The 23,856-nt window shown below is 43.0% G+C and carries 24 protein-coding genes and 2 pseudogenes; 3 read left to right on the top strand and 23 right to left on the bottom strand.

What is annotated here, in order from left to right; all coding sequences use genetic code 11:
- Positions 1-6: 6 nt before the first annotated feature.
- From A8806_RS23495 to A8806_RS23460, 9 genes and pseudogenes are all read right to left on the bottom strand, one after another.
- Positions 7-1,419 carry an MFS transporter gene (locus tag A8806_RS23495; protein ID WP_181368855.1) on the bottom strand — a complete coding sequence of 471 codons (1,413 nt, stop codon included), beginning with the start codon at positions 1,417-1,419 and terminating at the stop codon, positions 7-9.
- A gap of 189 nt (positions 1,420-1,608) precedes the next feature.
- On the bottom strand, positions 1,609-2,919 hold the full coding sequence (locus tag A8806_RS23490; RefSeq protein WP_109733599.1) for an RNA-binding domain-containing protein: 1,311 nt from the start codon (positions 2,917-2,919) through the stop codon (positions 1,609-1,611).
- Positions 2,920-3,016: 97 nt separating this feature from the next.
- Positions 3,017-4,054 carry a helix-turn-helix transcriptional regulator gene (locus A8806_RS23485; RefSeq protein WP_181368854.1) on the bottom strand — a complete coding sequence of 346 codons (1,038 nt, stop codon included), beginning with the start codon at positions 4,052-4,054 and terminating at the stop codon, positions 3,017-3,019.
- A gap of 267 nt (positions 4,055-4,321) precedes the next feature.
- On the bottom strand, positions 4,322-7,339 hold the full coding sequence (locus A8806_RS23480; protein ID WP_109733597.1) for a beta-glucosidase: 3,018 nt from the start codon (positions 7,337-7,339) through the stop codon (positions 4,322-4,324).
- A 118-nt stretch (positions 7,340-7,457) separates the two neighbouring features.
- On the bottom strand, positions 7,458-8,780 hold the full coding sequence (locus tag A8806_RS23475; RefSeq protein WP_109733596.1) for a sensor histidine kinase: 1,323 nt from the start codon (positions 8,778-8,780) through the stop codon (positions 7,458-7,460).
- Entirely contained in the window at positions 8,780-9,598 is an 819-nt protein-coding gene (locus tag A8806_RS26450; RefSeq protein ID WP_207657877.1) for a LytR/AlgR family response regulator transcription factor, read from the bottom strand. Before A8806_RS26450 ends, A8806_RS23475 begins: the two co-directional genes overlap by 1 nt.
- A gap of 9 nt (positions 9,599-9,607) precedes the next feature.
- A pseudogene (locus A8806_RS27160) lies at positions 9,608-9,841 on the bottom strand (aldo/keto reductase); the annotation flags it as partial.
- Positions 9,751-9,978 carry an aldo-keto reductase family protein gene (locus A8806_RS26445; protein ID WP_207657876.1) on the bottom strand — a complete coding sequence of 76 codons (228 nt, stop codon included), beginning with the start codon at positions 9,976-9,978 and terminating at the stop codon, positions 9,751-9,753. The pseudogene A8806_RS27160 and the gene A8806_RS26445, both read right to left, overlap by 91 nt.
- Positions 9,979-10,035: 57 nt before the next feature.
- Complete coding sequence (locus A8806_RS23460; protein ID WP_109733595.1) at positions 10,036-10,284, bottom strand: hypothetical protein; 249 nt, start codon at positions 10,282-10,284, stop codon at positions 10,036-10,038.
- Positions 10,285-10,423: 139 nt separating this feature from the next.
- Here A8806_RS23460 and A8806_RS26945 point away from each other — a divergent pair, with 139 nt between their 5' ends.
- Both A8806_RS26945 and A8806_RS26940 read left to right on the top strand, forming a co-directional pair.
- Complete coding sequence (locus tag A8806_RS26945; RefSeq protein WP_330405457.1) at positions 10,424-10,924, top strand: LysR family transcriptional regulator; 501 nt, start codon at positions 10,424-10,426, stop codon at positions 10,922-10,924.
- Positions 10,925-10,930: 6 nt separating this feature from the next.
- Entirely contained in the window at positions 10,931-11,314 is a 384-nt protein-coding gene (locus A8806_RS26940; RefSeq protein WP_330405456.1) for a LysR family transcriptional regulator substrate-binding protein, read from the top strand.
- A 62-nt stretch (positions 11,315-11,376) separates the two neighbouring features.
- On the opposite strand, the pseudogene A8806_RS27080 reads toward A8806_RS26940, so the two are convergent.
- The 13 genes and pseudogenes from A8806_RS27080 to A8806_RS23390 all read right to left on the bottom strand — a co-directional run.
- Positions 11,377-11,484, bottom strand: a pseudogene (locus tag A8806_RS27080) (4Fe-4S dicluster domain-containing protein); the annotation flags it as partial.
- A 108-nt stretch (positions 11,485-11,592) separates the two neighbouring features.
- Complete coding sequence (locus A8806_RS23445; RefSeq protein ID WP_109733594.1) at positions 11,593-14,523, bottom strand: beta-glucosidase; 2,931 nt, start codon at positions 14,521-14,523, stop codon at positions 11,593-11,595.
- Between the two features lie 214 nt (positions 14,524-14,737).
- Positions 14,738-16,039, bottom strand: a complete 1,302-nt coding sequence (locus tag A8806_RS23440) for a sensor histidine kinase (RefSeq protein ID WP_109733593.1) — start codon at positions 16,037-16,039, stop codon at positions 14,738-14,740.
- Complete coding sequence (locus tag A8806_RS23435) at positions 16,039-16,746, bottom strand: LytR/AlgR family response regulator transcription factor (RefSeq protein WP_109733592.1); 708 nt, start codon at positions 16,744-16,746, stop codon at positions 16,039-16,041. Before A8806_RS23435 ends, A8806_RS23440 begins: the two co-directional genes overlap by 1 nt.
- A gap of 65 nt (positions 16,747-16,811) precedes the next feature.
- Entirely contained in the window at positions 16,812-17,456 is a 645-nt protein-coding gene (locus A8806_RS23430; RefSeq protein ID WP_242996250.1) for a DUF4405 domain-containing protein, read from the bottom strand.
- Positions 17,365-17,742, bottom strand: a complete 378-nt coding sequence (locus A8806_RS27075) for an NADPH-dependent FMN reductase family protein (RefSeq protein ID WP_242996249.1) — start codon at positions 17,740-17,742, stop codon at positions 17,365-17,367. Before A8806_RS27075 ends, A8806_RS23430 begins: the two co-directional genes overlap by 92 nt.
- Positions 17,640-17,936 (bottom strand): hypothetical protein, encoded by a 297-nt coding sequence (locus A8806_RS26700; RefSeq protein WP_242996251.1) that lies wholly within the window; start codon positions 17,934-17,936, stop codon positions 17,640-17,642. The genes A8806_RS27075 and A8806_RS26700 overlap by 103 nt, the downstream gene beginning before the upstream one ends.
- 107 nt (positions 17,937-18,043) lie before the next feature.
- Complete coding sequence (locus A8806_RS23415; RefSeq protein ID WP_109733589.1) at positions 18,044-18,526, bottom strand: flavodoxin; 483 nt, start codon at positions 18,524-18,526, stop codon at positions 18,044-18,046.
- A 101-nt stretch (positions 18,527-18,627) separates the two neighbouring features.
- Positions 18,628-19,305, bottom strand: coding sequence for a flavodoxin (locus A8806_RS23410; RefSeq protein WP_109733588.1), 678 nt, complete (start codon positions 19,303-19,305; stop codon positions 18,628-18,630).
- A 65-nt stretch (positions 19,306-19,370) separates the two neighbouring features.
- On the bottom strand, positions 19,371-19,904 hold the full coding sequence (locus A8806_RS23405; protein WP_109733587.1) for a flavodoxin family protein: 534 nt from the start codon (positions 19,902-19,904) through the stop codon (positions 19,371-19,373).
- 234 nt (positions 19,905-20,138) lie between these two features.
- Positions 20,139-20,714 (bottom strand): sugar O-acetyltransferase, encoded by a 576-nt coding sequence (locus A8806_RS23400; RefSeq protein ID WP_109733586.1) that lies wholly within the window; start codon positions 20,712-20,714, stop codon positions 20,139-20,141.
- 76 nt (positions 20,715-20,790) lie between these two features.
- A complete protein-coding gene (locus A8806_RS23395) occupies positions 20,791-21,330 on the bottom strand; it encodes a flavodoxin family protein (RefSeq protein ID WP_109733585.1) in 540 nt (179 codons plus the stop codon).
- A gap of 39 nt (positions 21,331-21,369) precedes the next feature.
- Positions 21,370-21,603, bottom strand: coding sequence for a hypothetical protein (locus A8806_RS23390; RefSeq protein WP_109733584.1), 234 nt, complete (start codon positions 21,601-21,603; stop codon positions 21,370-21,372).
- 204 nt (positions 21,604-21,807) lie between these two features.
- Here A8806_RS23390 and A8806_RS23385 point away from each other — a divergent pair, with 204 nt between their 5' ends.
- The gene (locus A8806_RS23385) at positions 21,808-22,695 is read left to right on the top strand and encodes a LysR family transcriptional regulator (RefSeq protein ID WP_109733583.1); all 888 of its coding nucleotides are present in this window, start codon (positions 21,808-21,810) and stop codon (positions 22,693-22,695) included.
- A gap of 400 nt (positions 22,696-23,095) precedes the next feature.
- On the opposite strand, the gene A8806_RS23380 is transcribed toward A8806_RS23385, so the two are convergent.
- Complete coding sequence (locus tag A8806_RS23380; RefSeq protein ID WP_109733582.1) at positions 23,096-23,854, bottom strand: ABC transporter ATP-binding protein; 759 nt, start codon at positions 23,852-23,854, stop codon at positions 23,096-23,098.
- Between the last annotated feature and the right edge of the window lie 2 nt (positions 23,855-23,856).

Below are 23,856 nucleotides of genomic sequence, written 5' to 3'. Positions count from 1 at the left end.
TATCTCCTATTTCATTCCTTTTTCTTCCTTCAGCTTCTTCAGATCTTTGTCTAAGTTAAAGAATACGAGCATCATGACAAAGATTAAAGCACACATAATCATCGGTATGTAGTTGTACATAAATTTAATGGCTGTTATTACACTTTCAGGCTGTGCGCCCCCCTGTGTATCCAGCGCCGCATCAAAACCTGCCCCTGACAGAACCCATCCGAAGATCGCCTGGCCAAGTCCGAGACCGATTTTCTGTGCCGCCGAAACACCTGCATTTCCCATACCTACCGCATTCACTCCTGATTTCAGCTGTCCGTAAAAAATCGCGTCTGCGACCATACCCATAGCCATTCCGCCTGACATACCAAGACCGATACCCTTTATAGCATTGAAGACAATCATAAGCGGAACACTAAAATCAACAAATCCGAATCCCAGAAATCCCAGTGTCAGGCATAACATACCCGCTGTATAAATCGGGCGCTTTCCAAACTTTTTCATAAAGAATGGTGTAACAAACATAATCGCAAACTGTGCAATAGAAATGGCATTGTTCATCCAGCTGACCTGCCCCATATCGCCGAAGATATAAATGGCATAATACACGCCGCCTATGGAGTAGAAAATGATAACAAAGAAAATACACAGCATTGCAAAAAACATCATAACCCAGTATTTATTCGTTAACAGCGATTTGACTGCGGTCATAGTGCTTACTTTTTGTTCTGGTTTTTCATTTTCTCCTGAAGGTCTGTCTGTGACACGTTCCTTTGTTGTAAATACCGTAACTAATGTAACGAGTACCATAATCAGGCAGAGGATCGCGATTGTAACTGTAAATGCCTGCTGTGTAAAGTAAGTTTCTGCACTGCTTGAAAACTTCACCAGCATAATCGTAAATACAGAATTGATGAAAACATTACCCAATGTCTGGAAAATCTGCTGAATATTGCCGAGAAAACCTCTCTCATATGCATTTCTGGTCAGCAGCGAAATAAGTGAATAATACGGAACCTGCATTGCCGTCAGACATACGGTATTTACAATGTTGTACATAATGAAAACATAAACATATTTCACTGCAGTCGGAAAACTCTGTGGCACAAAGAACAGTAATACCGTTGCAATTGCAAACGGGATACACATGCGTAACAGCCAGGGCCGTGCCTTTCCCATTTTTGACTTTGTATTATCAACCATACGTCCGACAATCAAGTCTGAGACACCGTCAAATAATTTTGAAACTGCAATAATCGTAGAAATAATCGCTGCATCTAAAAATGCGACGTTTGTAAAGTAAACCGTAAGAAACGTTCCGATGATGCCGTTAATCATATTCCATCCAAACGCAGCAGAAGCATAGCCGATCCGTTCATTCCACCCCAGCCTTTGTTCCGGGTCATTGTGTTTTGTTGCTAAATTTAACATGATACTTTTCTCCTTCCCTTTGGTTAAACAATAACTAAAAACCTGCATGCACTTTGTTTTTATGTATGTATCCTATAGCAGATTGGGAGATTATTATATCTTTTTTATGTTATTTTTGTTCTTTTTCTGTACAAAATGGGGTTTCGCTTGCGAAAAGAGCACCCATGTTTCAGAGTGCTCCCATGAATCTTATCGCGGCAGAGTATACTTCGTATTTTTTCCTTTGCCTTGCTGCTGTAGCTGGCCGCTTTGCAGCATTTGTTTCAAAATCCGGCCTGTCGTGGTTTGACTCACATTCAGCAGTGTTTCCACATCCCGTCGTGAAATTTCGCCTTGTTTCTGAACCAGACGCATAATCTGTTCTGTTTTATCATTGCCGATTGCAGCTTTGGGTGCGGGAACAGGGGCAGCGTTCACGTTGAGATTAGGAAGTACAATTTTAAAAGCATTGTCCGTGGTCTGAATATTTGGCGCTTTCCCGGTGTTCTGATAAGCTCCCATGATTTTTCTCATTCCGGTGCCGTAAGCCTCTATGAGCTGCAGACGGTAAAATACATTTGCCAGCTTTGGATTGCGGCATACAGACAGGCCCATCATTACGTCATCCAAAGAAACCCCGGTGAGCAGGCCGCCGATGGAAACAAATTCAATGCGGTCTGTGTAAACACCGATAATAGTACTGGCGCTAAAGGAATAATCCCGGTGTACCAGCGAATTCAGCAGCGCTTCGCGCACGGCTACCTCGGGGTAATCCTTGTTATCAATCCGCAGCAGCTTGTCGAATGTGGCATGTGTCTGATTACGTAAGTCAATATACTCGTAAACTTCATCCATCTGCGCCAGCAGAGAGCCAGAAAATTCCCGGCGGTCTTTGAATACATTTTGGTCAGTGCCCTCGAAGGTGGCCGCCTTGACGGTGTGGGTACATTGGTCAGACAGCAGCAAGCCTAAATCCGTGTAAATCCCATCTGTGTTTAGTATCCCCAGAGTTTTCATCTGCGTCGGGCCAAACTTTAGCTTTCTCTTGGAAAATTCGGCACTGGCCGCATGGAAAGTCAACTCCTGCTCTAAAGAACGCATGTCTTCAAAACTGTCGCCATCTGTTTCTTTTATCATGCGGCGGATGGCTGTATCGGTGGCAGGCACTGACGATGTACCCTGACGTACATAAACACCCTCGGGCCGCAGCCCTTTTCGTGCCAGATAATAGGGCCTGTCTGTCCCACGCTGCACGTGGACGGCTACAATCTGTTTTCCATCTGTTTCCAGTGTTTGATAACGGACGAACATGGTCACATCCGGTTTGATAGAATCGCGCACCATATTGGTAAGCTGCTGTGTTGTCTGATCCGGACTTTCCACGCCGACAACCGCACCGTCGTCTGCCACGCCTACATACAAAATGCCGCCCTTGCTGTTGGCAAACGCCACGATTTCCTTTTTTATATCTTCTACGACAATCTGCTTTAGTTCTATTGTTTCACTTTCTTGAAACTTCATAAAATTGCCTCCATGCTTTTTATTCTACCCACATTCTAACCATTCTAACCAATTTTGTCAAGCGCGTGGTTAGAATGTGAACAGAATTAGTTACTGTTCAAAATTCTGCCGGCTTCTTCAACTCTCTGTATTTTTTCGGTGACATTTGAAATCTTGCCTTGAATACTTTCCCCAAATAACTTTGTGAAGGGAAGTTTACATATTCTGCAATCCGGGCAATGCTCTCATCTGAATAAATCAGCAAATTGGCCGCGTGTTCCACCCTTACCTGTACAATATAATCCTGCAGGCGCATCTCCGTCTCCCGGTGGAACAGCTTTGAAAGATAAGTCGGACTGATCCCCAGCACATCTGCAATCTCTTCCTGATATATCTTCTCACGGTAATGCTTCTCAACGTAATCCTTGCATCGCTCCACATAGTTGGACATGCTTCTGCTTTTCTGCTGTTTCAGGACACGGCTGGTTAATTCTTTGACTGCCTGATTCCGGTATTCAATAATCTGTGCGATATCACTGCTTGAGTCACTTTTCTGAATATAAAAATCGCTCAGGCGGTAGGCAATCGATGGCGAAAGCCCTCCTTCGATTGCCGCCCTTGTACAAAGTGTGATCGCCACTACAGCCACATTTTTCCAGTGGCTGATCTCCTTTTCCGAAAGCTTCCCGAGGTCTACGTCCATATTCCGGGAATACAGAATCGCATCTTCAACAGCTCCGTTCCTCACACAGTCCAGAAGTTTCCGTTCTTCCTGATATGTATGGTGATAAAGTTCATCCTCGTCTTCTTTTAGCTGGAAAAATACCTGCTCCTTTTCTATCTGCTCTTTTGTGTCCTGAATGAAATGATTTGCACGGTTCAGTTCGTCATAGCTATATTCCCGTAGCAGGATTTCCCCGGCCAGCAGACCGGCAATATCCAGCACCTCAGAAAAAGTGAAGTGCCGTAGTCTCTTTTCGTTATCTCCGTTTATCCCATAATGCCGATAATACTGATGCAGTTCCAGACGGCTCAGTAGCTTAAGGCTCATGGGACCTGCAAAATAATAAGCGCCGCCGCTTTTCAGACAGGCAAAACAAACCTGATAATCGTCCTTGTAAATATACGGTTCCGTTTGTGCTTCTGCCTGTTTCATTAGATCTTCCCTGAGAGCATTGGATAGATAGAGCGGGTTACTTAAGTTATGTTCCTGACAACAGCAGACTCCCTTTTCTGTTATGTAAAAAATGCCTATCTTTAGCAGGCCTGCGATTTTTTGTAATTTATATTCTGGCGGGTTGTTCATCTCATCACCTCTGTGCGTTTTTATAGCAATATGTTCTTAGCTAAGTATAACATAAAAGAGGGCATGGCTGGTATGTCCCTCAGTCCTAAGAGGGGATCCCCATCCCCACCGGTAAAGTTAGCCAGTCTTTTTTCTATATCGGACAATGACAAATGCACCAATCAAGATTACCAGAAGTCCAATCCCAACATCAACACCGATGAAAATCTTGGTCATAGTATCTAATCCGCCTGCATTCGTATCTTTTACTGTGTAGTTTCCACTGTTTGCCACAGTGTACATAATATTTTTGGATGCCTGGCGTAGTGCTTTTGCCAGTGTGGCAGAATCTGTGTCTGTAAGTTTATTGGATTCATGCTGCATAAATCCAAGCATACCATCATTGCCATTGCGTACACAGTCATCCGTATTCTGATATCCATAAGAACCATTCCAGTCTGTCAGTACCATGCCACGGAATCCCCATTCCTCACGGAGCACGGTATTCAGCAGATTCGGGTTGGCACCAGACCATCTGTCTCCTATGAACACGAAGGAAGACATTACTGCAAGAGGTTTGTTATTTTCAAAGTCAAAGTTCTTTACAGAAATTTCAAACGGTTTTAAATAAATCTCACGAATTGTCTGCTCATTGGAATATGTAAGCAGCATACTGCAGCGGTTTCCTTCCTGCTCGTTCAGTGCAAAATGCTTGATGTACGCATATACACCTCTTTCTGCTGCTGCATTCACCTCACTGGATGCAATATGCCCGGAAAGCACGCTGTCCTCTGAGTAATACTCAAAGTTACGCCCACCGAACGCTGAACGGTGTATATTCATAGCCGGTCCATACCAGCCATAAATACCGCAGTCTGCATACTCTGCTGCTAATGCATCGCCCACATCATATGCCAGCTCTTTGTTCCAAGTCTGCGCAATCAGTACCTCTACCGGATATGCTGTTCCATATACCTGAATATACCAGTCATTTAAGCCTGATGTTCCGTCACTGTCTAATGTAGCCACCTTCCCTACTGATTTGACAGCTACCGTCTGGAATCCTGCCAGATTGACCAACTGAGTCATATCTTCCATGGAAAGCTGGTCCAGCAGGTCTTCCCACAATGGGTCGTCATAATCCTTCCCTGTCAGGTCTGCCAGTTCCACTCCATGATCCTCACCCATTACCGGCATTTCATTCTCTGGGTTATTGTATTTTGCTGGGTCATAGAAGGCAACTGATTTTTCTGTCACGCTTGCCAAGGTTGCTTCATCCATGGCGTAATCTTCCTCGGATGGGGCAGCGATAGCCTGGCTGTAATTTGCAAATCCATTGGCACGGGAGAGATATGTCACATCCCCGGCAGAATAATCTTCAAACTGGTTTGTTGCTGTCAGAATATCTGATTCTCTCCCTTCTTCGTTATAGATGATATCCTCATCTACGATAAAACGCTCCTCTGCAATGACGGTATGAGAATCGGAGCGAAGAGAAATCGCATATTCTCCCTGTTCCAGAATATATCCGCCTCCCGGTACTTTGAACTCGGAAGAATCATAAGAAGCCATATTTTCTTTTGAAATCTCGAAAGATAAAGTCTCCGACTCGCCCGGCTCCAGTATATCTGTTTTTCCAAATTCAATCAGATTTACAGAAGCTTTTTCAATTCCACCTTCTGTATATGGTGGTGTGTAATAGATTTCTACTGGGGTTTTCCCAGATACTTCCCCGGTATTGGTTACAGTCACATCCATAGAAATACTATTTCCATTGTCCGCAAAATTTGCAATCTCCTGTGTAAAGGCTGTATAAGAAAGACCATAGCCGAAGGGGTATTGTACCATTTCACCATAATTAATCAGCCCTTCTTCCGCAGCCGTCTCATAGAATTTATACCCTACATAGATACCTTCTGTATAGTTTACAAACGCCTGTACTCCCTGATAGGCCGGATCTGCCTCTAAAGAGGCCTCAACCAGTTCCTGAGTATTGTTAAATATAAAACTTCCAAAATTATTATAAGTTGGTGTGCTTGTCAAATCATACACATAGGTATCCACGGTCCTGCCGGATGGATTCATGGTGCCGTTTAAAATTTCTCCAAGTGCCGCCATTCCGGTAGCGCCTGTTCCCGGAGCCAGTATGACAGCATCAATAGCTTCATTTTCAACCCACCCAAGTTCCAGTGTATTATTTGCATTAATTAATACAATCACGTTCTCAAATTCAGAGCTTACCATTTCAATCATGGCTTCTTCTGTACTGGAAAGCTCTAAGTAGTGCTCTCCCTGCTCGAAATCATCATAGTCACCATTATTGTTATATATACCATCGTAATAATCATATAAAGCGTTCCCATACTCACCCCGCGGATCGTATGTACCATCGATCAAAGCCTTCATATCCATAGGCTCATCTCTTCCTTCACCACCGGTTCTTGCAATTGTCACAACTGCAGTATCGGAAAATTCCTTTGCCTCATCCATAATTTCATCCGTATAATAATCGACTGGCGGCTCTGGCAAAGACCAGTCTGTCATTCTCCAGCCTTCTTCGTTCTCAAAAGCTCCCGGTCTTTCGTCCGCATATTCTTTATACAGATTAATCAAAGTATCATTCGTCTCAAAGCCTGCCATTTCAAGAGATTCCGTTATGCCTATGCTGCCCGTACTATCGCTGGCACCGGATCCTGTTCCGCTGAAAACTGGTGACACAGAAGCCCAGCCAAATACATTGACCGTTTTAATATCTGATGCTAATGGCAGAGTACCGTCATTTTTCAGCAGCACCATACCCTCTTCCCCGACTTTCTGAATAACCTCTTTGGAATGTTTCACCGTCTCTTCGGATACCGAACCCCGTCCATTGATAATTGGAGCAAGGTTATTATACATCGGTCCAAAACTAATGATATTGGCAATTACTGCAACTACTAATACCCATGCCAGCCCAGCACTCCAGCGTACCACATGGCGGGTTCCTTTCTTTACAAACCAATGCGCTGCAATCAATATAATAGCTACAAGGACTGACACTCCCAGAACCACATAGACATAACCACTCAACTGGTTCGCATAGTTATCGATGTCTGCCTGACTGACTCCCAGACTTAAAAAGAATGGTGACAGAAGTTCCACTAAAAACTCAATCATTTCCTTTTCCTCCTATAATCCTCTTATCTTACATTTCCCTGAGTACCGGCTCTCATTTATATGCAATTATAACAAAGGAAAAGGATTTTTACCGTTATCCCGGAAAGTGGTTACTTTTTCAGGATAACTGGTTGTTTTCAGGGAGAAGAACATTCAAAATAAATTTGCCGTCACGCACATTCATAAACATCTCTCCATGATATTTTTCAGCAATATAGCGAATACTTTTCACACCAAATCCATGATAACGTTTATCTTTTTTGCCCGTAACCGGCAGACCGTCCTGAAATTCGGGTACAATGCTACAGCGGTTTTCAAGACGTATCAAAAACGTATCCTGATGTTTTTTAATATGCAGACTGATGCTGCGCTCCTCTTCCTTCTCCAGAAGAACCCGTTCTATAGCATTATCCAGCGCATTCCCCATCAGGGAGTAGATATCTGCCGGATGCATGAAATTAATAAGCGTACCATCTGCCATACAACTGAAGGCTACCTTATATTCATTGAAAATCAGACTTTTTTCCCGCAAAATGTAATCAAGTGCTTCACATCCAGTGTGGAAAATCGCATCATAAATGGAAACTGCCTGCTGCACTTCCTTCATGTATTCAGTACGGTCTCTTCTGTCTTCCATTTTTGCAAATGTCTTTAGCTGATGTTTCAGGTCATGGCACTTTATATTAATAATATCAATTGTCTCCTTGGAACTTTTTTGCTGGGCATTTGCCAACTGCAGAAGCTGTTCCATAATTTCCTGTTCTTTTTTCATACGATTCTCTCTAAGGACATAATATTCCATGCTCAGAACCAGCATACAGCATAAAAATCCATAGGCCGGACAAAGCACTGCCGTATAAATATTGACTGGGGCATTCTGTGGATAAGAGTAAAACACACTAAGCCCTACTGCCGCCACTGCCAATACCAGTGCAAATATGGCAATACGGATATCTTCGCTGCGTAATCCGTCTTTATCCTGATTCTTTTTTACCAGTAACAGATATATCAGCCACGCCCATAAAATATATAAGAAATACTGCGTAAGTATACGCAAGACACCCTCAACCTCTAGTGACTGTCTCGTTATATACAGTAAAATCCTGAGTAATGCATAACACATATGCTGCGTTGCATACCCTCCGGCAATTACAAATACTGTCTCCAATATACTCAAATCATAACTAATGAAAATGGGCAGGACAGTAATTACTGCATATCCCAAATATAAAAACACATAAGGTATCAACGATTCACCACTAATATAGTCTATAAAATTCATCCAAAGTCCAGACAGCACAATCGTTATGAACATTGTTCCTGTCATTCTGGGAATAAAATGTTCTCTTCTTGGCTTTTTTGCCAGAAATGCAGCTTCACAAATCAGAAGCTCTGCCGGAAAATGAATAAAGTTTAAATTCAATATACTGTAAATATCCACTAGAAACCTCCTCCTATATATTCTGCGTATTCCTCGATAAACTGTTTCCTCATTCTTCTGGAAAGAGGTAATTCTTTCTTTCCAACCAATACCATATCTTTCCCTATATAACGAACATTCTCAAAATTTACCAGACACCCATGCGTGCATTCTGAGAATGACATATTTCCTAGTTTATCCTTCAATGTCTTGATGGTGCCCGGCACCCGTATTGTCTCACCTAACGTATGGAATACCAGATTATCTTTCTCTTTTTCCACATACAAAATATCTGACAATAGAATCCGGTGAACCCCTGCTTTGCTGTTCAGGAGAATTTGGCGCTGTTCCCTTCTTTTTGAAAACCTGATTGCCTTTTCCAGTTTTTCTGAAAAAAGGTAATAACTTACCGGTTTAACAATAAAATCAATGGCATTTACCTCGTAACCACTAATGGCATACTGTGCCATATTTGTCACAAAAATAATTCCGACAGCCTGATCCTTCTTACGAATTTCATGGGCCACCTGCAGCCCGTCACTTCCCGGCATTTCAATATCCAGAAAGATAACATCATACTGACTGTTGTACTCTTCCAAAAAATCAAAGCTGGCCTCATATACATCGGCCTGTATCGTATCATTTCGTTCGACCTGAAATTTCTCTATGTACTTCACCAATATCTGTGCATCCGATTTTGTATCATCTAATATTGCCACCTTCAAATCAGTTCCCCCTATCTTTTTATAAACAAAGGTCACAACATGCTCCGTCACAGAACCCCCCCCCAGCTTTTCTAACCTGCTGATTTCTTCCGGGGTCAGCTCAATCTGTGACACTGCCAGCGCTTCTTCCACTTGGCTGACTTTTGTCACACCGATAATGGGAAGTGTTCCCTTAGCAATTGCCCAGGCCGTTGCTACCTGTGCTGGACTGGCATCAAAGCGTGTTCCTATGATTTTCAGTTCATGGATAAGTGCAGTTAGTTCTTTCAGATGTGGGTTATAGGAATCTCCCCGTCCTGTTCCTGCCGGGAAAGGATTTGCCTCGGTATATTTTCCTGTGAGCGCCCCCTGTTCCAGTAGATATCCATTACATCCGTGTGAAGACGCGCCTTACTGCCGTTGATCATCTCTTGCATGGCATCCGGCGAGTCACTGGCAGTCTGTGGGGTAAATTTCGTGGAGATTATCACATCATCACGCACTACCTCTTTCACGAAATTACCAAGAACATGCACCTAATGCTATATGTGGTATCTTTTTCTTGTTATCCATTATATAATTCCTCCGTTATGTTCGTTCTGTTTTAATCTAAAGGCTAGATAATCTAAACAATCGATCTCTTTCTGTTTGGAGTGGACTGTTTCCAACAGATCACGCTTATGAACAGAAAGCAGCCGCAGCAGTTCTTTCCTGTCATTTTCTGTGGCTAAAGCCATACATTTGCTGATTGTTTCTTCACTACATCCGGCGTCCTTTAGGTTTTGGAGTAAAAGTCCTCTCCGATCTGATGCCTCTGCCATATGGTTCACCTCCTTACAAGTAAAGTGTATAGCATACTCTCAGAAATGTAAAATACCTGTTTTTCATTTCTAGTTATTCTTGAAATGAATTTCTTCTCATGGTATACTTTTCATATTTAAAATCAATGAGGAGGATTGCATGGAAATCCGAGTTTTAGGATATTTTTTGGAAGCTGCACGAGAAGGGAATATCACCAAGGTTGCTGGACGTCTTCACATTTCCCAGCCCACGTTATCCCGGCAGTTAAAAGAATTGGAAGAAGAATTAGGAAAAAAACTGTTTATCCGAAGTAATTATTCCATTAAGCTCACAGATGAGGGGATGCTTTTGCGTAAACGGGCAGAAGATATCCTTGATATGGTTGCCAAGACTACGGATGAATTCAAATCTTTAGATGACATCAATGGCGGGGATATCCATATTGGATGCGCTGAGTCAGAAAATATCAAGTATTTTTCCCGGATAATGAAAAAAATCCAAGAGAAATACCCCCGTATCCGCTGTCACTTTTACAGCAGCGGTACCGACGCTGTAAACGAGCGGATAGAGCGGGGGCTTCTGGATTTTGCCATTATTGTTCAGGAAGTCGATCTGTCCAAGTATAATTATTTGAAAATGCCCTCCTCCGACACATGGTGACTGATTATGAGAAAAGACAGTCCTCTGGCACAAAAACCATTCATTCAGCCAGCGGATCTGCTAGACCACCCACTGATCTGTTCCCGGCAGAGCATGACGGAAGAAATGCAGAAATGGCTGGGTGAAATGCTGGACAAACTAAATATTATCGCAACATATGACCTGCTTTTTAACGCCTCCGTCATGGTGCGGGAAGGTCTGGGATATGCACTGGGATTTGACAATATTATCTACACCGGGCAGGAAAGCCCCTTATGTTTCCGTCCATTGAATCCGGCCTTACAATCTCCTATGTACATTATCTGGAAAAAATATCAAGTGTTTACTCCTGTTGCCTCTGTACTACTGGAAGAAATGAAAAAACAGTTTTCTGACACTGATTTAGAATAACGGGAAACTTTATTACGAGAGACTGCATAAGGCTGCCAACTATCGTGACAGCCTTATTTTAATTAAGCCATAAGTTTCTTTGTAAAGTCTTCCACTGCCTCTGATATTTTAATCTGCTGCGGGCAGACCGTCTCACAGTTTCTGCAGCCAATACAGGCATTGGGGCTTTTTCCTCTAATGTCATTTTATTGATCAAATCTTGATGTTTCATCTGCTCACCTCTATTCTACAAAGAGACCTGAGACTATCTCTGTCTCAAGTCTCTTCTGACTTACCTGCTATTCTTCTACAGTCTCAACGGTAATCTTAGAATTTTTTTTTCTTATATAGTTTCGTATTACAATGACTTCAAGTGCAATTAAAATCACTGCAAGCGCTGCGTCTACACCATAGAATATCTGCATCCATACAGGAATCGTTCCAGGTGTGTAATCTTCATAGGCCACACTGTTTACCACTGTGTACATAATATTCTTGTTCGCCTGACGCATAGCCAATACAGAAGTAGCGCTCTTCTGGTCTGTGATCAGTGCCTCTCCTCCAGTTGTCCCTAACATACAGTCGCTTCCGCCGCGGATGGCTCTGTCTGCATCCATATAACCATAGTTTCCAAAATAATCTGTCAGAACCATTCCCTGGAATCCCCATTCATCACGGAGGATATTGTTCAGAAGCGGAGCATAACCGCCTCCCCATTCATTTCCTATATAATTAAATACTGACATGACTGCCAACGCTTCTCCGTCATTATTTTTCACACACGCTTCAAATGGCTTCAGGTAATTTTCTCTTGCTGACTGCTCCGTGAGCCATGTGTTCAACATAGCATTACGGTTCGTTTCCTGTTCGTTGAAACCAAAGTGCTTCAGATAAGGATACACACCATTCTCATATGCTCCCTGAATGGTATTGACTGCCATTACAGCGCTCAGAACACCATCTTCTGAATAATACTCAAAGTTTCTTCCTCCAAATGCAGAGCGGTGAAGATTCATGGCTGGCCCGTACCATCCGGCAAATCCAAAGTCCACAGCCTCGTTGGTGATTCCAAGACCTACTTCATGGGCAAGTTCTTCATTCCAAGTCTGTGCAATCAAACTTTCTGAACAGTATCCAGTTCCATAAGAGCCAGTAAAGAAGGAATTAATACCTGCCGGTCCGTCAGTGTCCTGTGTAGCAACTTTTCCTACCGATGTCACTTCTACTGTCTGGAACCCGCCATATCCGATCAGGTTCACCATGTCATCTATTGAAAGGTTATCAAGAAGCTGTTCCCATCTTTCATCATCATAATCAGCATCTCTTAAATCAAACAGCTCAATCTCATTATCGGCACCTGTTGTGGGCATGACGTCTTCTTCTTTGTTGTATTCCGTTGGATCATATGTACCATTTGCCAGTATCTCAGCTTTTGCTTCTCTGTCCGCATCTGTAGGGCCGGCTGTGGCTGATGCATAATTTGCAAACCCATCTGCACGTGACAGATATTCCACATCTCCTTCCGCTGACTGCATCTGATTGGTGGCAACGGTCACGTCATCCGTTCTTGGATTTGACTCATCATATATGATGGTTTCCGCCACATTGTAATTCTGTTCACTAACTACTGTATGGGAATCTGTCCTCAGACTAATTGCGTAGTCCCCGCGTTCCAAAACATAACAACCATTTCCATAAGTGTCATAGGACGCCATATCTTCTTGATTCCATGTAAGTGTTAAAGCTTCACTTGCACCTGGATCAAGCATCTGGGTCTTATCCAATGCGATCAGATTCACAGAGGCTTTTTCAATTCCGCCATTGGTGTAGGGCGGTGTATAATAAAGTTCCACTACGTCCTTGCCTGCAGAATTTCCTGTATTCGTAACTGTAACTTCTACTGTCAGATTTCCATCCCTATCTGTGGTGATATCACCCATTGACTGCTCAAATTCTGTGTAGCTGAGGCCATAGCCAAAGGGATACAGCACAGCTTCTTCATAATTAAGAAATCCTTCTGCATCTGCCGTTTCATAAAAACGGTAGCCTGTATAAATATTTTCAACATACCTGACAAAGCCTGCCACTCCGTCAGCAGCCTCCCACTCTGCCTTTGCAGCATCCAGCATGTCCTGTACATTTGTGTAAGTCATACTTCCGATGTTATGAAAATATGGTGTCTGTGTAAGGTCACGTACCCAGGTATCCGCTGTTTTTCCGGATGGGTTTACCTCCCCTGTAAGAATCTTTCCAAGGGCATTGAAGCCGGTGGCACCTGCGCCTGGAATAAGGAATGCTCCCTTAATCTGCTCATAATCATCCAGCCAGTCCAGTTCAAAAGTATTGGATCCGTTATAGACCACAACTACATCCTCAAACCGGCTGCATACCATATCTATCATCCTCTGCTCTGTCTGACTGGGCTCAAGATAATGCTGTCCATCTTCAAAGTCTGCGTATTCCTCAGAAGTGTTATCATACTTTGCATTCAGATATTTTGTACCCGGCTCATTCCATGAACCGTCCATTACAGCACCCATATCATGAGGCAGATCGGAACCTTCTCCTCCTGCACGTGATATAACAACTAATGCCGTATTTGAAAACTCCTGTGCATTGGCCAGCATCTCCTCGCTGTAATCCTCTGCCGGTATCTCCGGAAGTGTCCAATCCTGTCCCTCCTGGTTAATCCCTATGACCGGACGTTCACTGCGGTATTCTGTATACATATCAGATAATTCTGTGTTAAGTGAGAACCCGGCATTTTCCAGTCCATCTAAAAGACTCACTGCCGTACTCGCATCAACTGTTCCTGATCCGCTTCCGCCATATACCGGATTCGCAGATGACCAGCCAAATACGTTTAAGCTTCTTGTCTCAAGCGGCAAAGCACCGTCTTCGTTCTTCACCATGACAATTCCTTCTTCTGCCACACGTTCTATCACATCTCTTGAATTTGCCACAGATTCCTCTGTCAGCGTTCCCATCTTAGCCATCGCACCGTTAATTGTGTTGTGCATAGGTCCCAGACAAATTGCATTTACTGTAACTACCAGAACCAAAAGAAATGCAAATACCGACTGTAAACGTACAAACCCTTTTAAAGGTTTTTCCAATTTCTTTACTGCCACTAAGGCTACTACTAAAGCTACAAGCATCACTCCGATAAAAACCAGATATCCCTTAATCTGTGTAATGACACTTATGACGTCTTCCCAAGCTATTTCCATAATGTCCTCTCCTTTTCCTTATCATTACTGAACACACGGCCATGCAGTTCTTATGTAATAAAAATACCACTATTCTATTTAAAAAACGTGTTGTGGTATAGTTGGTTATTCTGGAGGTAAAACCGGTACATCTCTTTTATATATAAGACAAAACGTCTGCGCATAGAAGAGAACTTTCTTGTTTCTTCCATGCGCAGACGCTCATCAAAACCTGTTAATAAAACATAATATCTACCCGAAAACGGTTATCCACTTTCTGCATCAGCACATCTCCCTGATACTTTTCTACAATGTATTTAATACTTTTCACTCCGAATCCATGATATGCTTTATCTCTTTTTGTTGTCACCGGAAGGCCGTTTTCAAAAACCAGTTCTTTATTACAGTAATTTTCCACATGAATATGGCACCCCTCGTTTCTTCTTGAGATATGGATACTAATGATGCGCTTTTCCCGGTTTTCTTCCTTAATCACACTTTCAATCGCGTTATCCAACAGATTTCCAAACAACGCATACACATCCGTTGTTTGCATAAAATTCAAAAGCGTGCCATCCACCATAGAACTGACTTTTATACCATTTTCTTCACACATCAGACTTTTTTCCGTGAGTATCAGGTCCATTGCACTGTTACCAGTCTGGTAAATATTATCGTAAATCGTAACTGCTTTTTTAATTTCCTCAATATATTCTTTTTGTTCCTGATCATCTTCAATCTTCGCAATTTTTGAAATTCTGTATTTTAGATCATGGCTTTTAATATTGATGATGTTTACTGTTTCCTTTGACAGTTTCTGCTGCTCACCCATATTGTGCAGCATAGTCTCCATCATCTCATTTTCATGCGTGATCCTGTTCTGCCAGGACAGTGAAAATGCTATAAATATAGAAAGGACGCTGCAGATGATCGCATATACTTTACACAGAACATTCCGTAAAATGCCTGCTTCATCGCCAAATGTGCCCGTATCCACTAATACACTGATAAAAATGACCGTAAGCAGTATCACGAGCGCAAGGACGATCATCCGCATATCCTTATCCACCAGCTCCCCCCTTCCTTCGTATCTCCTTATGAGCAGACAATACACAATCACTGCTGCTAATATATATGGAAAAAATCTGAGCAGCAGGAAATCCCATACAGCCGGCAGCCTCAGGTTTGTCAGCTCATGGAAAATAGTATACGCTGCATAAGCGATGTGCTGTGTCGCATAGCCGCACACACCTGCAAAAAGAACTTCCTTTTTCTTTACTTGAAAACAGAAGAACATAACCATAAGGGTTAGTACAAATAAAGCAATATAATATGACATATATGTAGCCGGATTATTTCCCGGAATGGAACGAAATGCAGTAAAAGCCGACAACGCCATGATAAAATATCCAACCAATGCCAATATAAAGCGTCCAGCAAAAAAGTCTTTTTTCTTCCAGTAAATCACAAAAACAGACTCAGCAATCATAAGCTGCATGGAAAAACGCACGCAGGAAATATACTCCATTCCCTCCATCAATACACACCCCCTATATATTTCATAAAATCTTCCCGAAACTCTTTTTTCCGCTGCCTGCTCAAAGGAAGGCAGATCTGATCCAGCCATACAGTATCCTTCTCAATTTTTGTAATGTGGCGTACATTCACCAGACACCCATTAATACACTTAGAAAATCCTTCGGACGCCAGGACTTCTTCAACCTTTTTCATCGTTCCCCTGACACGATAATCTGCATCTTCCGTATGATACACCACATAATTCTTATCCTTCTCTATATAGAAAATCCTGGACAAATTAATTTTTTCAACGGAATCCTCCGTCTCAATTATAATATTCCGCTCTTCATTCAACTTTAACAGCTGTATTGCTTTCTTCAATTTATCTGCAAAAACATAATACTCCAAAGGCTTTACGATAAAATCAATGGCATTCACTTCATACCCCCTGATGGCATACTGCGCCATATTTGTCACAAATACAATTCCTGTCTGGCTGTCCTTCCTGCGGATTCTCCTTGCCGTCTCCAGACCGTCCATATGGGGCATTTCGATATCAAGAAAAATAACATCATAGTTTCCTTCATAATCTTCTACAAAATTAAGACCATTGAGAAATAACGTTACCTTACACCGTATTCCTTCTTCTCTTTCATAACGCTTAATGTATGACTGCATTAATTGAAGATACCCTGTATCATCATCCACCAAAGCAACCTTAAGCATACTTATTCCCCCTCAAAAAAGTGGACATGGCCAGTGCCATAAAAATGCCAATGGGTATTTTTTCATTATTTTCTCCTTTTTCTGTGAAACAATTTGTCAGTACCTGCCTGTGCTTTGGTCAGCAGCTTAGCAGCATAATAGCCCAAAATGACAAACAATGCCATGATAGCCAGATAATCCAGAAAGAAGAATGCAAGTGGCTCTAAAAAGTCGAAAAAGACAAACTCAGTCCGCAGCAGCATATAATCAGCCAACCCGCGCTGTACAAAAGCATAGATTCCATAGACGGATAGCAATGCAGCGGCAATGTGTAACATGATCCGCCGTTTGGAGGATGCCTTTTCCATACGGAATGCCTTTCTCAGCATCCCCATTATCATCCCTCCATGAAGTCCAAGATGGACAGAGGTCAGCACATAGCACCAGTAGGATGCAACCAAATGTACGGTTCTTGCAAGCGAAGCGCCGCTTTCAATGGAGAGGAATGGAAACACATAGTGGCTCATTATAATACCACTTGCCATAAGGGAAAGCATCAGCAGGAATATCAGAAGGTTCACCGTAGTCCCCAGTATCCTTACACCGCTGTATTTTCCCCGAAACAAGTTCTTGTGCCACTTAAAGTTCAGTACATGATGGAGTATAAACAGCAGAAACATGGCAACTCCTGCCCACTCGTGGATGTCTTTTCCCAGCAGCGAATAGGCCATTAAGACGGGAAGGAGCACTGTCATGAGGATATCTATTATTTTTTTCATTGGCCATCATCTCCTTTTTGGTTTTCAGTTGTCGTAAGCGCTGTCGTGAGCTATCCAGATGGGCTATTGCAACCCAAGCCCGTTTGTTTAACCATTCTTCGACGTCAGCCTGCGCACCATCCACGCTGGAGCCGCTTACAGCCAGGCTGTCAGGAAGGACGTCATCTGGTACCAGGCTGGCAATATCACCCTCACTTCTCCCCAATGCACTGCCGCCGTGGGTGCAGAAGGGAACGATTGTCTTACCGGAAAAGTCGTATTCTTCCAGAAACGTGAACACCCTGTTTCAGTATTCCTGTCCTCTGTATCATTCTCTTCTGTTGACTGTATCCTTTGCTTTTGCTCTTTTTCCTCTTCCGCATCTGTCGTGCCATACGCTCCCAGCAGGCTCATCAGAATCACTGACACTAAAACAAATGCTGTTTTTTTCATATCCCGCCACCTGCTTAAAAGAGAGCTGTTTTAAACTGTACGAAATCCAAAAACATATCGCAAACATCCCCTTTATTTTCTGCCCCTTTTTCTCTCATTCTTATATATTACAAAGCCAATCCGCTAATCCACCTTGTCAGTTCCTCTACCGAAACACTGCCCGAAAATCTTTTTCCGGGAATCCATTTTGCTGTATCAGCTACACAAGCCTCTAAGTTTTTCTGACTGTTTCCAAGCCCGCTTCCCCCTGATGTGGCAAACAAAATTATATTTTTCCCTGCAAAATCATAACTTTCCAAGAATGTATTTATGATAGTCGGTGCAACATACCACCACACCGGAAATCCTACAAATATGGTTTCATATTGTTCCATATCCTGTACTTCCGTTGCAATGGCAGGACGTGAAGCGGGATTCTTCATTTCTACTGAGCTCCGGCTGTTCTGATCGTTCCAGTTTAAGTCAGCCCTTGTATAAGGCTTCTCGGGTTTGATCTCATATAAATCTGCTTCCGCTGCCTCTGCCAGTTTTTTTGCAACTCCTTCTGTCACTCCGCTTGCTGAAAAATACGCCACCAATTTTTTACTCATCTGTTCTTCCTCCCTATTGATAAATTTGTAACTGTTCAGAATCATGAACTTACATGGTTATTCTAAAACAAGGGGCACGTCGGTCCCTTATATATTGTTGATCATTCCTCCAGACTTCCCAGCCATTCAGTGACTGCATCATCTGGATTCGCCGCACCGGAATCACTGACAGAAAGTCCATTTTCAATTACTTTTGCATCGGGTTCCATTTCCTGTATCGTTGCTATAGAACCGGAAAAACCACTTCCTCCGCTGGTGCAGAACGGCAGGATTGTCTTGCCTGATAGATCATATTCATCTAAAAAGCTGTAAAGGATCATAGGCATATCGCCCCACCAGTTGGGGAAACCTAAGTAAATAGTGGAATACGTATCCATATTGTCAATGGTTCCGGAAATTTCCGGTCTTGCATCGTTTCTCTGTTCATCCTGGGCAATGTCCAAAAGATCATTGTAATCATCTGTGTAAGGATCAGCAGGAACTATTTCAAAAATATCTGCGCCAGTCTGGGTCTGAATTGACTCCGCCACTGCCTTTGTGTTTCCGGACCAGGAAAAATATACGACTAATGTACCGGATGTCTCCTCAACTTCACTTGGCTGCTGTGATGCCTCTTCCTGAACCGCTTCTTGCTGATCTTGTGTATCACGTTCCTGTTCTGTTGCCACGGTCTCTTTTGCTCTGCCTTCCTTTTGTTCTGTATTATCGCTGTTTCCACATGCTGCAAGCGACATCATTAATATACCTGTAATCAAAATACTTACTAATTTTTTTACCATAAGTCCTCCTGTTCGTTTTAACGATTTCTTTTTACTTCCTGAATCCTTGTGTTCTATTTGAATTGTCATAGATTTTTGCCCATATCGTATGCCTTCTGTGGAAATTCGGAATGTTCAATCCCCGACCTGCTTCCACAGCCAGCTGCAAGGATCATTCCTGCATCTTCCCATTGCATATAGCCGGCAAGGGTTTTGTAATAGCCAGTCAACGCCTGCATGGTCCATTCGTTACTGTCAAATGCGGTTGCCATAAGTATTGATTTTTTGCCGCCTGTAAATTTGTAGGTATTCGCATAAAAACGGTCAATCACTGTTTTTAACTGTGCAGAAACCGTAAAATAATAAAGCGGGGTCACCAATACTACCATATCAGCGTCTGCCATATGTGGATTTAATTTTTCCATGCCATCTTTCCAGACACATGGCGCTGAACCCATGCCGCATTTATCACAGCCAAGGCAAGGATGCAGTTCTTCAAATGCTGCGTCAAAACGATAGACTTCATGCCCGGCCTCTTTTGCCCCACGGATAAATTCATCCGCCAGCAGCGCCGATGTCCCCTTTCTATGAGGACTTCCTGTAATCACTGTTATCTTCATCTTTTTCCATCTCTTTTCTAAATAAATAAGACTATTTTCCTAAGGTCATACACTTTGTAATTACATCACCAGCAGCCAGATAATTATAATTTGGCATTTCAAAGTGCACCGGTTTAAATTTTGTGTAATCGGTCTTTCCGTTTTGATTGATGATGGACTCTTCCACAAAGGTATGCTCAATTTTTGCACACTTCCCGAAATAGCAGGGCGGGCAGCCGGATCATTTTGATCTTTTTATCGTGTCACCTCAATCCTTTTGATTACTTTTGCCGGTACCCCACCTGCAACCGTATTTCCCGGAACATCTTTTGTCACGACTGCACCGGCTGCAATAACTGTATCGTCACCGATAGTAACTCCTGCAAGAATCGTTGCATTGGCCCCGATCCAGACATTTTTACCGATATGGATCGGGGCTGGGACCATGTCTGCCCTGTGTTTTGGGTCCAGACTGTGATTTAGGGTTGCAAGGACTGTGTTGTGCCCGATCAGGGCCCCATCTCCGATCGTGATCCCACCCTGATCCTGAAATTTACAGCCGGAATTGATAAATACATGCTTCCCTATAGTAAGGTTTTTACCGCAATCAGTATAAAAAGGTGGAAAAAGCGTGAATGTCTTATCCACTGGTTTTCCGGTCAGCTTCTCCATAATCATCCTGGTTTCTTCTGGTGAATGATAACTGCCATTCAATTCGGCTGTAAGCCGCAGTGCTTCCTGAGATAACATATGCATACACTCATGTACTTTTGATTCCGCAGTTATGGCTGCACCGCTGTTCATCACCTTTATGAATTCTTTTACTTCCATATATAAATTCTCCAGTATCTACATCTTCTCTTTCTCTATGCGGAGATCATTGTCAGCCAGAAATTATCGCTGAAGTTTATAACCCTCTCCCCATACGGTATGCTCTTTCGAGTGCCGGATGGCCCTCAATCTCCCCCGCTTTGTCTGCGCCGCCTGCAAAAATGCTTCCTGCAAGCCGTGCTTTTTCAAAGCAGGAAATCCATCCTTTAAGTCCTGTAAGTGCTCCGTCCACAGCATGTTCGTCTTCGTCAGCCGCTGTAGCCAGTAAATACACATCTCTAAACCGGTAGTCCAGGAAAAAGAGCGGGTTTGCCCGGTCGAGCATGGTTTTCATCTGGCCGCTCATCTCGTAATAATAGACTGGTGTAGCGAAAACAAGTACATCAGCCGTCAGCATTTTACGTGCAATTATATCGCCATCATCCTGAATCACGCATCTGCCAGCTTTCTGACAGGCGAGGCATCCCCGGCAGAAAGCGATCTCTTTCCCACGGATACTCACTTTTTCCACATGATGCCCTGCCTCCTTCGCTCCGCATATGAGCTTATCAGCCAGAATCTCAGAATTGCTTTCATTACGCAGGCTGCTTGAAATAACTAAAATATTTTTCTCCATCTTTCTCTTCTCTCCTTTTGTTTTATTCCCGGTAGTTTGCTATGGGGTCTTTGACTTTTTAAGCTGGTATACCAGATAATCCAGGCAGTAAATCTTTTTCTCTTCGCTATGTACAACATTTAAAAGCTGCTTTCTGTGCTTTTCTAACAATGCAAGCTGCTTTTCCTTTTGGTTTCTATCAAAGTATAATAGAAAGTTTTCGATTGTATCCTGACTGCATCCCGCATCCCTCAGGTTTTGGACAACAGCTTCTCTGGATTCTAAATTCATCATTTACTTCACGACACCCTCCTGCATTTTCCTTCTACTAACTGTGCGTTTACAAGTTCCTCTTTGATATAAGCATATTCATATTTCATAAAAATAGCAAATACTTATATTTAATACATTTGTATAATTGAAACCTATTCATTTTTATGATAGACTACTGTTAAAATGAATTATCAAATATACCCAGAGGGCGTAAGGAGGTATCAGATGGAATTACGGGTTCTACAATATTTTCTTGCAATTGCAAGAGAGCAAAGTATTATACGGGCTGCAGAATCACTGCATCTTTCCCAGCCTACACTTTCCACACAGATGAAAAATCTGGAAGAAGAACTGGGCAAGCAGCTGCTGATCCGTGGGACAAAAGGCTCACGGAAAGTGACTCTGACCGAAGAAGGGATGATCTTACGGAAACGGGCAGAAGAGATTCTTGATCTGGTAAAGAAAACGGAAAAGGAAGTTACCCTTGCCAATGACATCATCCTAGGGGATATTTATATCGGAACCGGGGAAACCGATGCAGTGCGGATCTTAGCGAAAGCGGCAAAGAGTCTTCAGGATACCTGCCCCGGAATTCAATTTCATATTTCCAGCGGGAACTCCACCTTTGTAAAAGAACGTCTGGATAAAGGCCTGCTGGACTTTGGCATTGTATTTGGGGCCGTAGATTTAACGAAATATAACGCGCTGAAATTACCAGCCAAGGATGTATGGGGCGTCTTAATGCGGAAAGATTCGCCGCTTGCGGAAAAAGAGGCAGTGTCGCCGGAAGACTTGTGGGATAAACCTCTGATCATATCCCAGCAGGAAGAAAAAGGTGGTATCGTGATCCAATGGCTGGAGCGCCAGATGCCGGATTTGAATATTGTTGCTACATATAATCTTATTTTTAATGCATCACTTCTGGTGGATGAAGGTCTTGGTTATGCCATCTGTTTCGATAAGATTATCAATACGACTGGAACCAGCAGCCTTTGTTTCCGGCCGCTGGTTCCGATGCTGGAGCAAGAAATGAGTGTGATTTGGAAAAAATATCAGGTATTTTCAAAACCGGCTGAAAAATTTATTGAAGTGCTGCGGGAAGGTTTAGATTAACTCAAATCCCCACACGCGTAACGCTTCACAGCTTACGCGCATACACAACTGTCCCATGATTTTTTGTATAGGAATATTGCAATTCTATATATCATATGCTATAATGCCGATAGGCAACAAAAAAGATGATAGTGTCCATGCGGCACAAAAAGAACGAACCCCCGGAAGTACGCTACTACTTCCGGGGGTTCTTCTTCTTTTTCGGTGAAGTCAACCGTTTGGGCTATGTTACCGCTACTCTTCCTCGTCTAGCCACTTGCATATGTAGTAGGCAACTACACCTGCCAACACGGAAAGAATAAAAGATGATAGAGAATCCACGCAGCACCCCCCTTCCTGTTACCAGTATAGGGGCGGTAACATGTCTATTCTATCATATTCCTTATATTTTTCAACAAATTTAAATCCCAATAGCACGCATCTGCCCCATGATTTTTTCTATCCGCTCCTCATGTTTTTTCGGCTGATACTTCGGAAAATCCAGTCTGCTGACAATTTCCCCGTCCCGCATGAATAGCACGCGGCTGGTTCTGGCTGCAACGCTGGCATCATGGGTGACCAGCAGCACTGCAGTGCCTTGTTCATTTATTTTTGAAAGAAGTTCCATGACTTCTTTTGCCGACTTAGAATTCAGCGCCCCGGTTGGTTCGTCGCCGAAAATAATCTCCGGGTCACTCATCAGTGCCCGGCAGATCCCCGCCCTCTGGAGCTGCCCGCCGGACACCTGGGTGATGTCTCTTTGTTCCAATTCCCCGATTCCCACCTGCTTCATCAGAAGCCTTGCCTTTTTCGTAAGTTCCTTCACATTTTTACGATGGTCTCGCATAAGCGGTAAAATAATATTATCCAGTATATTCAGGTTCTTTAATAGTGTAGGCTGTTGGAATACAAATCCCATTTTCTTTCTGCGCAGATCGGAAAGCGCGTCATCTGATAATCCTGACAGGTTCTGATTTTCAAAGACTACATTTCCGCTGTCTATTGCATCCATGCCGCTGAGTGCGTAGAGCAGGGTCGATTTTCCGGAACCGGAAGGCCCCATTACAGATACAAACTCTCCGCTTTCTATTTCCACCGACACGCCATTTAACACATTACGCTTTTCTTTTCCGGCACCAAAAGACTTTATGATTTTATTGCCACATAGTAATTGATTCATTG

The sequence above is a fragment of the Faecalicatena orotica genome (assembly GCF_003149245.1).
GTDB lineage: Bacteria > Bacillota > Clostridia > Lachnospirales > Lachnospiraceae > Faecalicatena_A > Faecalicatena_A orotica.
This window is presented reverse-complemented; position numbering and strand designations above follow the sequence as displayed.

Excerpts from the sequence above, each read along its gene's own strand:
- A8806_RS23385 (WP_109733583.1), top strand. The coding sequence starts at position 21,808 with ATGGAATTACGGGTTCTACAATATTTTCTTGCAATTGCAAGAGAGCAA.
- A8806_RS23485 (WP_181368854.1), bottom strand. The coding sequence starts at position 4,054 with ATGAAACAGGCAGAAGCACAAACGGAACCGTATATTTACAAGGACGAT.
- A8806_RS23495 (WP_181368855.1), bottom strand. The coding sequence starts at position 1,419 with ATGTTAAATTTAGCAACAAAACACAATGACCCGGAACAAAGGCTGGGG.
- A8806_RS26700 (WP_242996251.1), bottom strand. The coding sequence starts at position 17,936 with ATGAAAAAAACAGCATTTGTTTTAGTGTCAGTGATTCTGATGAGCCTG.
- A8806_RS23445 (WP_109733594.1), bottom strand. The coding sequence starts at position 14,523 with ATGGAAATAGCTTGGGAAGACGTCATAAGTGTCATTACACAGATTAAG.
- A8806_RS23410 (WP_109733588.1), bottom strand. The coding sequence starts at position 19,305 with ATGGTAAAAAAATTAGTAAGTATTTTGATTACAGGTATATTAATGATG.
- A8806_RS26945 (WP_330405457.1), top strand. The coding sequence starts at position 10,424 with ATGGAAATCCGAGTTTTAGGATATTTTTTGGAAGCTGCACGAGAAGGG.
- A8806_RS23490 (WP_109733599.1), bottom strand. The coding sequence starts at position 2,919 with ATGAAGTTTCAAGAAAGTGAAACAATAGAACTAAAGCAGATTGTCGTA.
- A8806_RS23415 (WP_109733589.1), bottom strand. The coding sequence starts at position 18,526 with ATGAGTAAAAAATTGGTGGCGTATTTTTCAGCAAGCGGAGTGACAGAA.
- A8806_RS23390 (WP_109733584.1), bottom strand. The coding sequence starts at position 21,603 with ATGATGAATTTAGAATCCAGAGAAGCTGTTGTCCAAAACCTGAGGGAT.
- A8806_RS23380 (WP_109733582.1), bottom strand. The coding sequence starts at position 23,854 with ATGAATCAATTACTATGTGGCAATAAAATCATAAAGTCTTTTGGTGCC.
- A8806_RS23400 (WP_109733586.1), bottom strand. The coding sequence starts at position 20,714 with ATGGAAGTAAAAGAATTCATAAAGGTGATGAACAGCGGTGCAGCCATA.
- A8806_RS23440 (WP_109733593.1), bottom strand. The coding sequence starts at position 16,039 with ATGGAGGGAATGGAGTATATTTCCTGCGTGCGTTTTTCCATGCAGCTT.
- A8806_RS23435 (WP_109733592.1), bottom strand. The coding sequence starts at position 16,746 with ATGCTTAAGGTTGCTTTGGTGGATGATGATACAGGGTATCTTCAATTA.
- A8806_RS23405 (WP_109733587.1), bottom strand. The coding sequence starts at position 19,904 with ATGAAGATAACAGTGATTACAGGAAGTCCTCATAGAAAGGGGACATCG.
- A8806_RS23395 (WP_109733585.1), bottom strand. The coding sequence starts at position 21,330 with ATGGAGAAAAATATTTTAGTTATTTCAAGCAGCCTGCGTAATGAAAGC.
- A8806_RS23460 (WP_109733595.1), bottom strand. The coding sequence starts at position 10,284 with ATGGCAGAGGCATCAGATCGGAGAGGACTTTTACTCCAAAACCTAAAG.
- A8806_RS23480 (WP_109733597.1), bottom strand. The coding sequence starts at position 7,339 with ATGATTGAGTTTTTAGTGGAACTTCTGTCACCATTCTTTTTAAGTCTG.
- A8806_RS23430 (WP_242996250.1), bottom strand. The coding sequence starts at position 17,456 with ATGGCCTATTCGCTGCTGGGAAAAGACATCCACGAGTGGGCAGGAGTT.
- A8806_RS26940 (WP_330405456.1), top strand. The coding sequence starts at position 10,931 with ATGAGAAAAGACAGTCCTCTGGCACAAAAACCATTCATTCAGCCAGCG.